This window comes from Sphingomonas flavescens (assembly GCF_030866745.1).
Classification (GTDB): domain Bacteria; phylum Pseudomonadota; class Alphaproteobacteria; order Sphingomonadales; family Sphingomonadaceae; genus Sphingomicrobium; species Sphingomicrobium flavescens.
The window spans coordinates 563,385-577,742 of sequence record NZ_CP133016.1; the positions used below are offsets into that span (position 1 = coordinate 563,385).

Annotated in this window: 13 protein-coding genes; 4 read left to right on the plus strand and 9 right to left on the minus strand. The window is 63.1% G+C overall.

Annotated features, from left to right (window positions below):
- The first annotated feature begins 195 nt into the window (after positions 1 to 195).
- A complete protein-coding gene (locus QU596_RS02955; protein ID WP_308517042.1) occupies positions 196 to 486 on the plus strand; it encodes a PspC domain-containing protein in 291 nt (96 codons plus the stop codon).
- Position 487: 1 nt separating this feature from the next.
- Here the strand turns inward: QU596_RS02955 and QU596_RS02960 are convergent, their stop codons facing one another.
- The 6 genes from QU596_RS02960 to QU596_RS02985 form a co-directional block, all read right to left on the minus strand.
- Positions 488 to 1,183, minus strand: coding sequence for a DUF6975 family protein (locus QU596_RS02960; protein WP_308517043.1), 696 nt, complete (start codon positions 1,181 to 1,183; stop codon positions 488 to 490).
- Between the two features lie 124 nt (positions 1,184 to 1,307).
- The gene (locus QU596_RS02965) at positions 1,308 to 2,705 is read right to left on the minus strand and encodes a methyl-accepting chemotaxis protein (RefSeq protein WP_308517045.1); all 1,398 of its coding nucleotides are present in this window, start codon (positions 2,703 to 2,705) and stop codon (positions 1,308 to 1,310) included.
- Between the two features lie 89 nt (positions 2,706 to 2,794).
- Positions 2,795 to 3,349 carry an energy transducer TonB gene (locus QU596_RS02970; RefSeq protein ID WP_308517047.1) on the minus strand — a complete coding sequence of 185 codons (555 nt, stop codon included), beginning with the start codon at positions 3,347 to 3,349 and terminating at the stop codon, positions 2,795 to 2,797.
- 51 nt (positions 3,350 to 3,400) lie between these two features.
- Positions 3,401 to 4,000: an energy transducer TonB gene (locus QU596_RS02975; RefSeq protein ID WP_308517049.1), complete on the minus strand. Its 600-nt coding sequence runs from the start codon at positions 3,998 to 4,000 to the stop codon at positions 3,401 to 3,403.
- Between the two features lie 126 nt (positions 4,001 to 4,126).
- A complete protein-coding gene (locus QU596_RS02980) occupies positions 4,127 to 5,326 on the minus strand; it encodes an exo-beta-N-acetylmuramidase NamZ family protein (protein ID WP_308517051.1) in 1,200 nt (399 codons plus the stop codon).
- A 9-nt stretch (positions 5,327 to 5,335) separates the two neighbouring features.
- Positions 5,336 to 5,872, minus strand: a complete 537-nt coding sequence (locus QU596_RS02985; protein WP_308517053.1) for a DOMON domain-containing protein — start codon at positions 5,870 to 5,872, stop codon at positions 5,336 to 5,338.
- Positions 5,873 to 5,917: 45 nt separating this feature from the next.
- Between QU596_RS02985 and tyrS the strand changes: the two genes are divergently transcribed.
- Positions 5,918 to 7,141 carry a tyrosine--tRNA ligase gene (gene tyrS, locus QU596_RS02990; RefSeq protein ID WP_308517056.1) on the plus strand — a complete coding sequence of 408 codons (1,224 nt, stop codon included), beginning with the start codon at positions 5,918 to 5,920 and terminating at the stop codon, positions 7,139 to 7,141.
- Here the strand turns inward: tyrS and QU596_RS02995 are convergent.
- Complete coding sequence (locus tag QU596_RS02995; protein ID WP_308517057.1) at positions 7,138 to 7,587, minus strand: DMT family transporter; 450 nt, start codon at positions 7,585 to 7,587, stop codon at positions 7,138 to 7,140. The two genes, tyrS and QU596_RS02995, sit on opposite strands and share 4 nt — an antisense overlap.
- 9 nt (positions 7,588 to 7,596) lie before the next feature.
- The gene (recG, locus tag QU596_RS03000) at positions 7,597 to 9,657 is read right to left on the minus strand and encodes an ATP-dependent DNA helicase RecG (RefSeq protein ID WP_308517058.1); all 2,061 of its coding nucleotides are present in this window, start codon (positions 9,655 to 9,657) and stop codon (positions 7,597 to 7,599) included.
- A gap of 63 nt (positions 9,658 to 9,720) precedes the next feature.
- On the opposite strand from recG, the gene QU596_RS03005 reads away from it, so the two are divergent.
- Together QU596_RS03005 and mfd are read left to right on the plus strand one after the other, a co-directional pair.
- Positions 9,721 to 9,987 (plus strand): FAD assembly factor SdhE, encoded by a 267-nt coding sequence (locus QU596_RS03005; protein WP_308517059.1) that lies wholly within the window; start codon positions 9,721 to 9,723, stop codon positions 9,985 to 9,987.
- Complete coding sequence (gene mfd / locus QU596_RS03010) at positions 9,984 to 13,487, plus strand: transcription-repair coupling factor (RefSeq protein WP_308517061.1); 3,504 nt, start codon at positions 9,984 to 9,986, stop codon at positions 13,485 to 13,487. The genes QU596_RS03005 and mfd overlap by 4 nt, the downstream gene beginning before the upstream one ends.
- Here mfd and QU596_RS03015 read toward each other — a convergent pair.
- Positions 13,484 to 14,299 (minus strand): EAL domain-containing protein, encoded by an 816-nt coding sequence (locus QU596_RS03015; RefSeq protein WP_308517064.1) that lies wholly within the window; start codon positions 14,297 to 14,299, stop codon positions 13,484 to 13,486. The two genes, mfd and QU596_RS03015, sit on opposite strands and share 4 nt — an antisense overlap.
- Between the last annotated feature and the right edge of the window lie 59 nt (positions 14,300 to 14,358).

Genomic DNA, 14,358 nt, shown 5'->3' on the forward strand with positions numbered 1-14,358 from the left:
CACTGTTCAAGTGCTGCGCTGCAATATCGCACTTGCAGCACGCGGTGCGTATTCCCAACTGCTGGGAAGTAGGACCAGTGGAATCCACCGACTATGGCGGAATGGCATCGTGCAAGGTGCTGAATTTTCGTCGTTTTCTTATTTGGCACGTCTCTTGCTCTGTCACTGACGACAATTTGCCAATGGAGTTTGAAAATGGAAACGCAGACCAATCACGTCGCACTTCCGCTGCGCTCACATACAATCTTGGGCGTCTGCGAAGCGATCGGCGAGGAATTCGGCTTCAACCCCGTATATCTGCGCATCCCGTTTGCCGCGTCTGTGATCTACAGTCCGATGATGGCGATCGCCGCCTATCTGCTGCTTGGATTGGGCGTCCTTGCTGCCCGGCTGCTGGTCAAGGACAAGCAGCAGGTGACGGAGTCCGTCGCGCGATATGCCGACGATGGGGCGAACAGCCAGGTCGAGCTAAAGAAGGCCGCCTGACCTAGTAGTCGCCGCGGGCTTCGGCGCGGGCTTCGAGGAGATCGAATAAAGCGCGGTGTTGCAGCAGCAGTTGCTCGCCCCCGAACGCTAGCGCCCGCGCGCGGGCAGGCGCTTCGGTGCCATCGCCGATCACCGCCAAAATCGAATTGTCGTCGGGCAGCGACGGCGCAGGAGACTCAATACCCGCCCGGGTTGCCGCCCGATCAAGCAGGCGGCGAATCGGCAACCAGTCGCCGACGAGCGCGGTCGCGGCGCCAAGCGAGCAGCCCTCGCGTTCGGACATAGCCAGAGTCTCCAGGGCATGCCGCGCGGCGACGAGGCTAGTTTCCGTCTCCCCCGCCCCCGGCGTGCTGGGCAATGGCCCCACCGCCGAGGTGAGGCGGACGAGAAACAGGCGTTCGCGCTCGAACCCTTCGGAGGCTCTGCCTAGCCACGCTTGGACGGCCCCCTTGGGCGCGCGCTGGAGCGCAAGTTCGATGACCCCCGGATACCGCCCGTGAAGGCTGCAAAGAAGGTGGACCGCGTCCGCCAAATCGCGGCCCGAATGGCGACCGGCGGCCTCAAGCAGCGAGTTCAAATATGAATGGCGTGCACAACCTTCGCCCGCGACGCGCGCGAGTTGAGCCTCGGCAACGCTGACCGGCTGAACATTCGCCAGCGCGGCTTTCTGCTGAGCGGCGGGCCGGAAATTCGCCATTCTACTCCCCTCGTCCTGACATCAGGCGGAGCCTAGTCGAGTTCGTCCTAACCCAAGGGCGTAAAGACGAGGTTTATGGTCGCGTAAGCTTTCGAGAACCTTAGTCCCGCTGCGGGACGGAGCATCAATCATCGCGGTAGGCGAGTTCGAAATTGCCCCAGCGGCGACCCTTGATCCACAGGGGAACGAAGACGTTTTTCACCGGGATAAACTTGTCGCCCAGTTCCATGCGATAGGTCGCGAGTGTCGCGGGCCGGTCGCTTGCCAGCGCCATGCGGGTGGTGTCGTCGATCAGGACGCGGCGATTGCGGCTGTGCTCGTCGTTCCACACGGGATCCGGACCCTGCGGATGGCTTCGCTCCGACAAGTGCGTTGGAAGATAGCCATTCATGTCGCCGATCGCGGAGCCGATGATGCGGTTGTCGCCAGCTTTCGTACGATCGAGGATCGGCCGGACGTAGCGATCGGCGCATTCGTTGAAACGCACATCATACTGCACCGGGTTGGTACCTTCGACCATGCGGTAATCGGCGTCGAACACGTCATCGACGGTGATTTCACCGTCATCGATCGCCTGTTCGATCGCGGCCTGGATGTGGCGGCAGGTCTCTTGCGCCTTCAAGATGAAGGGAGTGTCGTCGATCTCGGCGCCAGAGTTGGCGAGCGTATCGAGCATGGTGTTCGATAGCAGCTCAAGGTGCGCAAGGCGCTTTTCGGCCGTCAGCAATTCCTTGCCGTTGTCGCGAGCGTCGGCAGCGAAATCGGTCAGGCCGGCTTTCACGCGGTCGACGCTGGTCTGGATCATGCTGGTCGAATGCGCGATGCCCTCGGTTTGGCGATCGACCATACCGACGATCTCGCTGACTTCGCGAACGGTGTCGCTGATCATGCCGAAGCCGCTCTGGGCGGCGCGGCTCTGTTCCACGCCAGTCTTGATCTCGGCTGTGACGGCGCCAGCTTCTCGGGTAAGTTCGCCGATGGTCGATGCGATCTGGCTAGTTGCGGCGCGCGTGTCGTGCGCCAGCTTTTTCACCTCGGCTGCAACCACCGCGAAGCTTCGGCCAGCGTCACCGGCGCGCGCGGCCTCGATCGTCGCATTTAGCGCGAGCATGTTGGTCTTGCGGGCGATCGTCTCGATCGTCGAGGAGACGGTCTGGACCTGGTTCATCGCCAGAGCGAAACCCGCCATGCGCTCACCAAGCTGGACGATCAGGCTGGTCAGCCCTTTGAAGCCCTCGATCGTGCCCTCAATCGCCTCGCGGCCGGCATCGAGTTTTGCCTTGGCCTGTTCCGAAAGCAGCCGGGCTTCATCGGTTGAGTCTGAAACGCGCGCCTGATCGCCCATTAGGCGCGTCGTGACTTCTTCGAGCTGGTCGAGCATCTTCATATGCTCGGCGATGCGGGTTGCGACGCCTTGCACGTAGCCAGCCACGTCGCTGCATTCCATCGACAGCGAACCGCAATCCCGCGCGACGGCGCGAATGGCATTTTCCGTAACTTGCTCGATACCCTGCGTGGCCATCGAAGACGCGCTCCCACCCAAAACCGTGAGAGCGTGTTAGGTGGAACGTCCTACTTCTTAGTTAACCAACCTTGATGCCGTCGGGACAGCTAGCGGCCGTTGGTCATTCCCTTGCGACCCTGCAATTCCTCCCACGGCTGACGCAACTCATCGGTTTGCCTGCCCCATTCGCGCTTCGTCATGCAGGTGCGTTCGACTCCCCCGATGGTGCCCGTCCGAATGGCTTTCTTACAGACAACGGTGTCGAGATCTGACGAGGCCATGACCTTCGGCGCCGTCAGCGCCGCCGTGCTTCCCGGAAGCTTCCACGCAATCACCCCCTCGCTCGTGCGCGCCTGAGAGGCCGACTGGCCCGGGAGCGGCTTGAATTCCGCATGCATCGTGATGAGGTTGCAGGTTTCGGCATCCAGCAACGGATGGCCACTGCTGTGCGTGACCTTGCATTCGGTCACATATCCTTTGCCGTCGACTGTAACCTTGAACCCGACCGCGCCTTCTTCTTTGGCCGCAATTGCGCGAGCGGGGTACAGCTTCTGGAAGATTTCCCAGTTTTGCGCGTTCTGAGCGGCTCTATCAGGAGCCTGCGCAAACGATGCGGTCGACAGCGCAGCTACGATCGGTATCGCCAGCACAGATTTGATCATCACACACCCCTTCGTTTGATCGAGCCGCAGGATCTGACTGCGCCTACGTTCCTACTTCGGATTTTGAGTTGCAAGGGCCTTTAAATACTCCTGCTGAGCAATGGAGTCACAAGTGGGCCCTTGGCACATGCCTTCGCTTGTAAAGCCTCGGCGCCCCTGCAACTCTTGAAACGTCTGCCGGTACTCGTCTGACCGTTTGGCCCATTCGGAACTGGTCATGCACGTACGCTCCACCGCCGCGAGCGTGCCGACGCGAACGTTCTTCTTGCAGACGACCTTCTCCGGCTTCTGATCGCCTGTCAGCAGAATTGGTCTGATTGGTTCCGGGGTCCGGCCCGGGATGGTCCAGTTTACGACACCTTCCGCCGTCTGCTGCGTGAGATGGCCGCTCGCATCTCTCGCGGACTTGAATTCCGCATGCAGCATAATGAGCTGGCATGTCTCGATATCGAGCAGAGGATGGCCGCTTCCGTGGGTGACTTCGCACTCGGTCGCATGCGCATCCTTGTCCAATCGGACTACGAAGAACACGGCGCCCTGCTCACCCGCAGCAAGGGCGCGTGGCGGGTAATTTTGAAATACGATTTCGCGGATCTGGCGAGCGCCATTATCGGTGGCGCCGGAAGCCGTGGCGGAAGCACCCTGCAGCATTGAAACCGCAAGGGCGGCGCAACACAATGCCCTGTTCATGAGCTTCTCCTGTCTTGGACAAGAGACGCCTTTTACCACTTTCTCGGCGCGGGCGCGCTGATCATCTGCTGATCGAAACCTGATCCCTTAGTAAAGTAGGAAGTCCTGCCGATGCGCCGCCCATTCGCATTCGTCCGGAATCGTCAGCTCGTCGAGGTCCGACGCCTGGGCGCCCTCATCGTCGACCCACTCGCGCAGCAGCGGAGAGCCATTGATCACATCGATCGCCAGCTTCTCGAACTCATACTCGTAAGGGAAGTCGCGCCAAAGATCGTAATCCGGATAGAGATTTCGGATGGCCTTGAATGCCAACGACTGCAGCCGCCATGGCCTGAAAGCCTGATGATCGTAGGCGGCGCCTTCTGCGTGGATGAAAAGGCCGCGGCACATCTCGCCCACGTGCTTGTGAAACGTGGGCTGGAACGTCGTGTCGCGAAGCGTGCAGCCCCGTAGCCATTCGGGCGCCAGGCGCTGCATTTCGGCAAGAATGCGGTTCGGCTCCAGATCCGGTGCACCAAACAGCTCGAGCGCCCGCGTCGTGCCCCTGCCCTCGCTAAGCGTTGTGCCCTCAAGCATCACCGTCCCGGCATAGGCGCGCGCCATGTTGACGTTGGCGGCATTGGGACTCGGGTTGATCCAGACGCGCTCGGGCGGCCAGCCGTATCCGGGTCCTGCTTCGGGTTCCCAACCCTGCATTTCGATCACGCGATAATCGACGTCGAGCTTGAAGTGCTCGATAAACCACTTCCCAAGCTCGCCGAGCGTTAGGCCGTGACGCATCGGGATCGGGCCGGCCCCAACGAAGCTCTCCCAACCGGGCCGCAAGGTCAGACCTTCGATCGGACGCCCAGCAGGATTCGGGCGATCCAACACCCAGACAGACTTGCCATGTTCCGCCGCGGCTTCAAGCACGTACAGCAGCGTCGTGATAAAGGTGTAGATGCGGCAGCCAAGGTCCTGCAGGTCGATAAGGATAGTATCGAAAGTGCCCATCGACTGCCCGGTCGGACGGCGAACTTCGCCGTAAAGGCTGAACACCGGAATGTTGTGGACTGGATCAGTGAAGTCGTCGGACTCAACCATATTGTCCTGCTTGTCGCCGCGGAGCCCGTGCTGGGGACCGAAGGCTGCAGTCAGGTTCAGCCCGGCAGCCGCCAGCGCATCGACGCTATGCGTGAGGTCGCGCGTCACCGAAGCGGGGTGCGCGAGGATGGCAACTCGCTTGCCCTCCAGCGGCCGGCGAAGCTCGGGCTCGGCAATGAGCCGATCAATACCGAATAGGGTCATGACCGCTGCTTAAGGCAGGCGGGCGGTGAAGCAAGCGGGGTCATGGAAGTCCGGCTTATCGCCCTCGGGATGCGCCAGCGCCCAGTAGCTTTTCGTCCCGTCCCGTTCTTCAAGGATCGCAGAGAGACCGAGCTCCCACGATTGCGAGGCGACTGGGATCGTCGCGCCCAGCGCCCACCAGGTCATATTGTCTTCGAGCCGGACGTATGGAGCGGCCACATCCGCGTCGGTGCGTCCTGCGCGATGCGAAGTGAAATCGTAGGCAGCCCAATCTCCCGATGGCGCGAAGTTCCACTCACGGTATTCGCTCCGGCCGGGCGCGTGGAGCCATGCCTCGAGACAGGTTGTCTCCCAGAGATTCTCCGATCGCGACGGCTCGTCCGAAGTTGGCGGGAGCACGAACCGGCTCGCCGGTGCGCCGATTCCGAACCAGATGTTGGTCGAGCCGACCGCGCCGAGCGAAGCCGCATGGTCGATATTGACCCAGACCTTGAACGGCGGTCCTGATGAATGCGTGTCGGGGTGCGGCACGAGGTTCAGCTGCATCGGCCCGGTGTAGCAGGGTCGCGCGAACGACGCTAAGCGCCGCGCATGACGTCCTACAGTTCAACCTTGCTCAAGCTCCTCGACGAGCGAGGGTATATCCACCAGCTGACCGACGCGGCGGCATTCGATGCGCTTGCCGCCCGCGAGCCGGTCAGCGCCTACATCGGCTTCGATGCCACAGCATCGAGCCTGCACGTAGGCAGCTTGGTGCAGATCATGATGCTCCGGCGGCTGCAGCAATCCGGTCATCGCCCCATCGTGCTGATGGGCGGCGGGACGACTAAGGTCGGCGATCCGTCGGGCAAGGACGAGAGCCGCAAGCTGCTGACGGAGGAGCAGATCAACGCGAACATTGCCGGCATCCGTCGGGTGTTCGAGCGGTTCCTGACGTTCGGCGACGGTCCGAACGACGCCATGATGGTCAATAATGCTGATTGGCTCGACAGGCTGGAATACATTCCCTTTTTGCGCGACGTCGGGCGTCATTTCACGATCAACCGCATGCTGACCTTCGACAGCGTCCGCCTGCGGCTCGACCGTGAGCAGCCACTGACGTTCCTCGAATTCAATTACATGATTTTGCAAGCATACGATTTCCTGGAATTGTCCCGACGCGCAGGCTGCCGTGCCCAGATGGGCGGATCGGATCAGTGGGGAAATATCGTCAACGGCATCGAGCTCGGACGCCGGGTGGATGGCGCGGAGTTATTCGGCGTAACGACGCCGCTGATCACCACCGCCGACGGCGCGAAAATGGGTAAAACCGCGCAGGGCGCGGTGTGGCTGGATGAGCAACTCCTGAGCCCATATGATTATTGGCAGTTCTGGCGGAACACGCAGGACGCCGATGTAGGGCGCTTCCTGCGGCTTTTCACGGATGTTCCAGTTGATGAGGTCGCGCGGCTTGAGGCTTTGCCCGGGGCCGAAATTAATCAGGCAAAGATTGTGCTGGCGACAGAAGCGACAGCAATGCTGCACGGTCGCGACGCGGCGCAGAAGGCAGAGCAGGCCGCGGCGGAAACCTTCGCCGGGCGCGGTGCGAGTGCTGACTTGCCTACCCTCCGTACGGGCGGGTCGATTGCCGTTCTCTCGGCGCTGACAGGCTTGGGTTTCTGCGCTTCCAACGGCGAGGCCAAGCGCAAGATCGCGGAGGGCGCGGTAAAGCTCGACGATCAGGCGGTCAGCGACCCCGCGCTGCAGATCTCAATTGGCGACGCGCCGGTGAAGCTGAGCCTCGGCAAGAAGAAACACGGTCTGCTCGTTCGCTAGCTGCGTCGCACCAAGACTACGCCAGCTACCACCAAAGCAGCGCCGAGAAGGCGGCCCAAGCTAACCGGTTCGCGCGGCAGGCCGAGCGCACCGATGTGGTCGAGCCACAGTGCCATGGCGATCTGTCCGGCAATGCCGATGGTGATCAGCGAGGCGAGCCCGATCTTCGGCGCCGCATAGGCTGCAACCGCGACATAGGTGGCACCGTACAGCCCGCCCATCCACGCATACCAGGGCAAGCCAGCAAAGGACGCCGCCGGCGGCTTGTTTCCGCCGGCAAGCCAAGCCGCAAAGAGAGCGATCGTCCCGACCGCAAAGGAGACCAGTGCCGCCAGTACCGGCGACCCGCCGGCCTTCGCGAGCATTGCGTTCGTCGGGGCTTGAACAGCGATCATGCCCCCCGCGAAGATAACGAGCAAAACCGGTAATATGGCGACGGGATTCATTGAAGCTCCTCAACCGGAGCGGATCAGGTCGACCGCCTGATCGCGCTCAAATAGATAAAGGCAAACGCGCGCGGCTTGGCCGCGTGGGCCCTTGAGACCGCCATCGCGGTCGAGCAGGAGTTGCGCGTCGCTCTGCGCGATTGGGGCAAGCGCCTGCACATCTTCCGCTGTGGCGATACGAAAGGCCTCCTCGCCAGACTGGCGGGTGCCGAGGATCTCGCCCGGCCCGCGCAGGCGCAGATCTTCTTCGGCAATGCGGAAGCCGTCGTTCGTTTCACGCATGAGCGCCAGGCGGGCGCGGCCGACCTCCGTGAGGTTCTGGCCCCGGACCAGCAGACAAACACTCTTTCCGCTGCCTCGACCGACCCGACCCCGAAGCTGGTGCAACTGAGCCAGGCCAAACCGCTCGGCGCCTTCAATCACGATGAGCGTCGAATTGGGGACGTCGACACCGACTTCGATAACGGTCGTTGCGACCAAAAGCGCCAGTTCGCCGCCGGCGAAGCGGGCCATCACTGCATCCTTGTCGGGGCCTTTCATGCGGCCGTGCACGAGACCGACGCGATCCTCACCGAAACGAAGTTTCAGAATACGCGCCCGCTCCTCGGCAGCCGCGGCATCGGTCTTTTCGCTTTCTTCGACCAGCGGGCACACCCAATAGGCCTGGCCGCCGGCTTCGATGTGTCGACCAAGCCCCTCGATCACCTCGCCCAGCCGCTCCTCGCTGATCACTCGCGTTTCAATCGGCGTCCGGCCCGGCGGCATCTCGTCGATCCGGCTGACGTCCATCTCGCCATATTGGGTGAGCGTCAGCGTGCGCGGGATCGGCGTAGCGGTCATGACCAGCAGATGCGGCGGCCGCTCGGCTTTTGCCGAAAGCAACAGGCGCTGGGAGACGCCGAACCGATGCTGTTCATCAATCACCGCGAGGCCGAGGCGCCTGTAGGTGACCTTCTCCTGGAAAATGGCGTGGGTGCCGACGAGGATATCGATCGAGCCGTCGGCCAGCCCCATCAGCACGCTGTCGCGCGACCGGCCTTTCTCACGACCCGTCAGGATCGCGACGCGGACGCCGATGCTGTCGAGTTGCTTGAGCAAGGTCGCATGATGTTGGCGCGCAAGGATTTCGGTCGGCGTGAGCAATGCGGCTTGCGCGCCGCTCTCGACAGCGGTGAGCATCGCTAGCAAGGCCACCAGCGTCTTACCCGAACCCACATCGCCTTGGAGGAGGCGCAGCATCGGCGCCTGCTGCGCCATGTCGCCACGGATCTCTTCGGAGACACGGCGCTGCGCGCCCGTGAGTTCGTACGGCAGGCTCAGCTTGCCGATCAGGGCGCCCGTGCCTGCCAGCGGCGTCGTTCGATGGCGCCGCTGCGATTGACGCAGCAAAAGCAAGGCCAGCTGATTGGCGAAGACCTCGTCGTAAGCCAGCCGGCGCCGAGCGGTTTCCTCGCCCGGCTCTCGATGCGCCTGCGTAAGCGAGGCCCGCCAATCCGCCCAACTTTCGCGGCTGGCCAGGCCGGGCTCAATCCACTCCGGCAGTTCCGGCGCGCGTTCCAGGGCGTCGCGGGCAAGTTCGCCGAGGCGGCGATTGGTCAGCCCTTCGGTCAGCGGATAGACGGGCTCACGCAACGCGGGCTGCACCCCCTGTCCCGGCTCGCTGACTTCGGGATGGATGATCTGCCACTCGTCGCCATAGGCTTCGAGCTTACCGGAAACCGTTCGCAGATGACCGATTGGCAGGCTCCGTTTCGCCCAGCCTGGATTGTTGAAGTAGATGAGGCTGATCGTGTTGCCGTCGCCATCGGTAGCGAACACGCGTGTCGGCCCGCGCCCGGATCGATTTTCGCGCGTCTCGACCGGCGTCATGTCGAGGATCACGTTTCGCCCGAGCAGAACGGGAGATGCATGATCGGCGCGGATGCGTTCGATTGCGCCGGTCGGCAGGTGATAAAGCAGGTCGACGACGCGCGTCAGGCCCAGCTTTTTCAGCATCTTGGCAACCTGCGGCCCGACGCCTTTCAGCGTTTCCACCTCGGCGAAGAGCGGATTCAGAATTTCGGGCCGCATGATTGACTGTTAGCGGCTCCGTCGACGCTCGCAATGAGGTCGGTTTCACCCTACATGCGCCCTATGCCCAACGACCTGGATTTGAAGCGCCTGGCATGGCGCGCGCATCATCGCGGCACGAAGGAAGCGGATCTGATGATCGGTGGCTTCTTCGACGCGCATCACGCCGCTTGGACGACGGATGACTGCGCGCTGTTCTCCGAGATGCTCCATGAGCAGGATGTCGACATCATGTCCTGGGCGCTGGGAACCGCGACGCCGCCCGAGCGCTTCGCAGGTCCCATGATCGACGCATTGCAGAAGCTCGACTACATCCGGATTGCCAAGTGACTGAGCCCCTGCAGCGCGTAATCCTTGCCGACCGGCCCCTGACCCTGGCGGGTGTCCCGACCGGGTTCCTGCCGTGGCTGTCGGCCGATCTCGCGCGAGCCGCCGGCGGAACCGGTAAGGGCGGACGCGCCGTTGCCATTGTGGCCGACGAAGCCGCGATGCGTGCATTGGCCGAAACAGTTCCCCTGTTCGCGCCGGAAGTCGAAGTGCTGACTCTGCCGGGGTGGGACTGCCTGCCATACGACCGAGCTTCCCCCGCCCTTCGGGTTATGGCCGAGCGCCTGGCGACGCTCAGCGCGCTACAAGCGAAGCGCGAGAAGCCGCAGTTGCTGATCACCACCGGAAGTGCCGCTTCGCAGCGATTGCTGACGGCATTCCGCGTCCGTCAGTTGACCCGCCGCATTGCAGAAGGCGAGCGCGTTGCGCGCGAGGCGTTGATCGAACAGCTCAATGCGCTTGGATACGAGCGCGCCGATACCGTCGCAGAACATGGCGAATATGCCGTCCGCGGCTCGCTGATCGACGTGTTTCCCGCGGGCGCGGAGTTTGCGCTGCGGCTCGACTTCTTCGGCGACGAGATCGACAGTCTGCGCAGGTTCGATCCCGCCGATCAGCGCTCGACCGACAGGGCCGACGCGTTTGTGCTGATGCCGGCTTCCGAGGCCCTGCTGGATGTCGATAGCATCAAGCGTTTCCGCTCGCGCTACCGCGAGGAGTTCGGCGCCACCGCCACCCAGGATCCACTGTATCAGGCCCTATCGGAAGGCCGCCGGATGGCGGGCATGGAGCATTGGCTACCGCTGCTGGAAGAGCGGCTAGAGACATTGTTCGATCATCTTGGCGATCATGACATTGTCTTCCGCGATACGGCCGCAGACCAGGCGCTGCAGAGCCGGCGCGAAGCCATCGAGGATTATTACCAGAACCGCGTTCGCGCGATGGAGGGCGAGCCGGGCAGCTACCGGCCGCTCGAGCCTGGAAAGCTTTATCTCACCGAACAGGAATGGACGCAGATCGTCGGTGACCGCCCTGTTCACCTTGCGTCGCCGTTTCCCGAGCCCGAGTCAGCCCGCATCATCGATTTCGGCGTGCAGCCCGCGCGCGACTTCGCGCCCGAGCGGGCTCAACAGGAGAACGTCTACGAAGCGGTCGCCAAGCATGTCGGCGAATTGCGGAAGAGCGGCCATAAGGTCGTCCTTGCAAGCTATACCCGAGGTGCGCGTGAACGCCTCGCAGGTCTGCTGGAAGACCACGGCCTCAAGTCGCAGAAGATGGCCGACAGCTGGCAGGAAGCGCTCGGCGTCAAGAATCAGCCCGCGCTGCTTGTGCTGCCTCTCGATCACGGTTTCACGACGCCAGAAGTTTCGGTGCTCACCGAGCAGGACATGCTCGGAGACCGCCTGGTCAGGCGGCGCAAGAAGCGCAAGGACGCCTCGGCATTTCTCGAGGAGTTGGCGACGCTTTCGCCGGGCGATCTCGTCGTCCATGCCGACCATGGCATCGGTCGGTACGAGGGCCTGACGCAGATCAAGGTCGGCAACAGTCCGCATGATTGCGTCGCCCTTGAATATGCGCGCGGCAACAAGCTGTACGTCCCGGTCGAGAATATCGAGTTGCTGAGCCGCTACGGCAGCGAGAACGAGGGCGTAACGCTCGACAGCCTCGGCGGTGAGGCGTGGCAGCGGCGCAAGTCGCGGATGAAGGAGCGGATTCGCGAAATGGCGGGCGAGCTTATCAAGGTCGCCGCACTGCGCGCGACGCGGCCGGGCGTCATTGCAGAGCCGGACTCCAGCTATCCCGCCTTCGTCGATCGCTTCCCGTACGAGGAGACGGACGACCAGGAGCGCGCGATCGCCGACGTCATCGAGGACCTAGGCGCGGGCAAACCGATGGACCGGCTCGTCTGCGGCGACGTGGGCTTCGGCAAAACGGAGGTCGCGCTGCGAGCGGCGTTCGTGATGGCGATGACCGGAAAACAGGTAGCCTTGATCGGGCCGACCACCCTCCTCGCCCGCCAGCATTTCAAGAACTTCGAGGAGCGGCTGCACGGTTTCCCGCTCAAGATTGGCCGCCTGTCGCGGCTGGTCCCCGCCGCCGAGGCCAAGAAAACAAAGGAGGGGCTGGCCGACGGTACGGTCGATATCGTCATCGGCACGCACGCAATCCTGGCCAAGGGCATCGAATTCAAGCGGCTCGGCCTGGTGATCGTCGACGAGGAGCAGCATTTCGGGGTCACGCACAAAGAGCGGCTGAAGGCGCTGCGCGCCGACGTTCACGTGCTCACGCTAACTGCGACGCCGATTCCACGCACGCTGCAGATGGCGATGAGCGGGCTGCGCGAGCTATCCGTGATTCAGACACCGCCGGTCGATCGTCTTGCTGTCCGCACTTACGTTACGCCGTGGGACGGCGTGGTGCTGCGCGAGGCCCTGCTGCGCGAACATTATCGCGGCGGGCAGAGCTTCTTCGTCGCGCCGCGGATCGCCGATCTTCCTGACCTTGAAGAGTGGTTGCGGGAACAAGTGCCGGAAGTGAAATTCATCACCGCGCACGGCCAGATGAGCCCAACCGAGGTCGAGGAGCGAATGAGCGCTTTCTACGACCGCAAGTACGACGTACTTCTGTCGACGACGATTGTCGAAAGCGGGCTTGATATTCCAACAGCGAATACGCTGATCGTGCACCGGTCGGACCGGTTCGGCCTAGCCCAGCTCTACCAACTTCGCGGTCGCGTTGGGCGTTCCAAGACCCGCGCCTACGCCTATCTGACCATGCCGGCGACGCGGTCGATTACCGAGGCGGCGCAGAAGCGGCTGCAGGTGTTGGCCGACCTCGACAGTCTGGGCGCCGGCTTCCAGCTCGCCAGCCACGACCTCGACATTCGCGGTGCGGGCAATCTGCTTGGCGACGAGCAGTCCGGCCATATCAAGGAAGTCGGCTTCGAGCTGTACCAGTCGATGCTCGAGGACGCGATCGTCGAGATGAAGGCCGGCGGCGTCCCGGCTCGCGAGGACTTCACGCCGCTGATCAGCGTGGACGCGCCGATCATGATCCCGGAGACTTATGTCCCCGACCTCGACCTTCGCATGGGTCTATATCGTCGCCTCGGCGACCTCGACGACCGCCAGGCTATCGACGCCTTCGCGGCCGAGTTGATCGACCGCTTTGGTACGCTGCCGGAGGAAACGGCGAACCTGATGAAGATCGTCGAGGTGAAGCTGAACCTTCGCCAGGCAATGGTCGCGAAGCTCGACATGGGTCCGAAGGGCGCCGTGGTCACATTCGCGGACAGTGGCTTCCCCGATCTCCAAGGACTGCTCGGCTACATCGACCGCCTCAAAGGTACTGCCAAGCTGCGCCCCGACAGCAAGATGACGGTGTCGCGCGATTGGCCGACGCCCGAAGCAAGGCTCAACGGCGCGGTGCAGCTCGCGCGCGGCCTGGCCCGGGTCGCGGCCGCGGGCGAAGCCGCCGCCAAGAAAGAATTGGAGCCGGCCTAAGCCGCTTCGGCGTTGGCTGCGGCGACGAAGCGCGCTAGCTCGTCCTGTGTCAGCGCACCGGCGCCGAGGAACCCCTGGTAAAGGTCGCAGCCCCATTCGGCGAGCAGGTCGAGCTGGCCAGTGGTTTCCACGCCTTCGACCACGACCCGCAGATCGAGCTCGCGCGCCAGGTGGATCATCGCGCGGACGACAATACGGTCGCGCTCCCCGCCAACGATGTCGGCAATGAGCCCACGGTCGATCTTGATCGAATCCAGCGGCAGCGAAATCAGATAGGCAAGGCTCGCGTAGCCCGTGCCGAAGTCATCGACAGCGATCTTCATGCCCGCTTCGCGCAAGCGCGTCAGCCGCTCCGCGACGGCTTCCTGGTCCGTCAAAAGCGCGCTCTCGGTGATCTCGGCTGTCACCCGGCGCGGGTCCATTCCTGCCGAAAGGACCTCGTCGAGCAACCATAGCTCGTAATTCGGTCGCGCAAGATCCGCTGGCAACACGTTGATCGACAGGCCCAACCCCTTGAGCGGGCCTTCCCAGGCCGCCGCCGTCCGCAGCGCCTTGCGCTGTACAAGCCTCGAGAGGCGCTCGGCTAGACCCCCTGCGGCGGCGCGGTTGAAGAGCAATTGCGCGTCGTTCGCGACGGCTGACCGGGCCAAGGCCTCCGCACCCATGATGATGCCCGTCGCCGGATCGATCAGTGGCTGGAAAAGAACGTCGACCTGCTCATGAGCGATCGCGGCCTCGAGCAGCGGATCCCGCCGCGGGGCAGCCAGGGCAGTCGCCCCATGGTCAGAAGCTCGCCGGCCCCACTTGCTCATATCGTTCCAGGTCAAAGCCTCTTTCCCCCGCTACTCAACTCACCTTGCCCCTGGTCTCC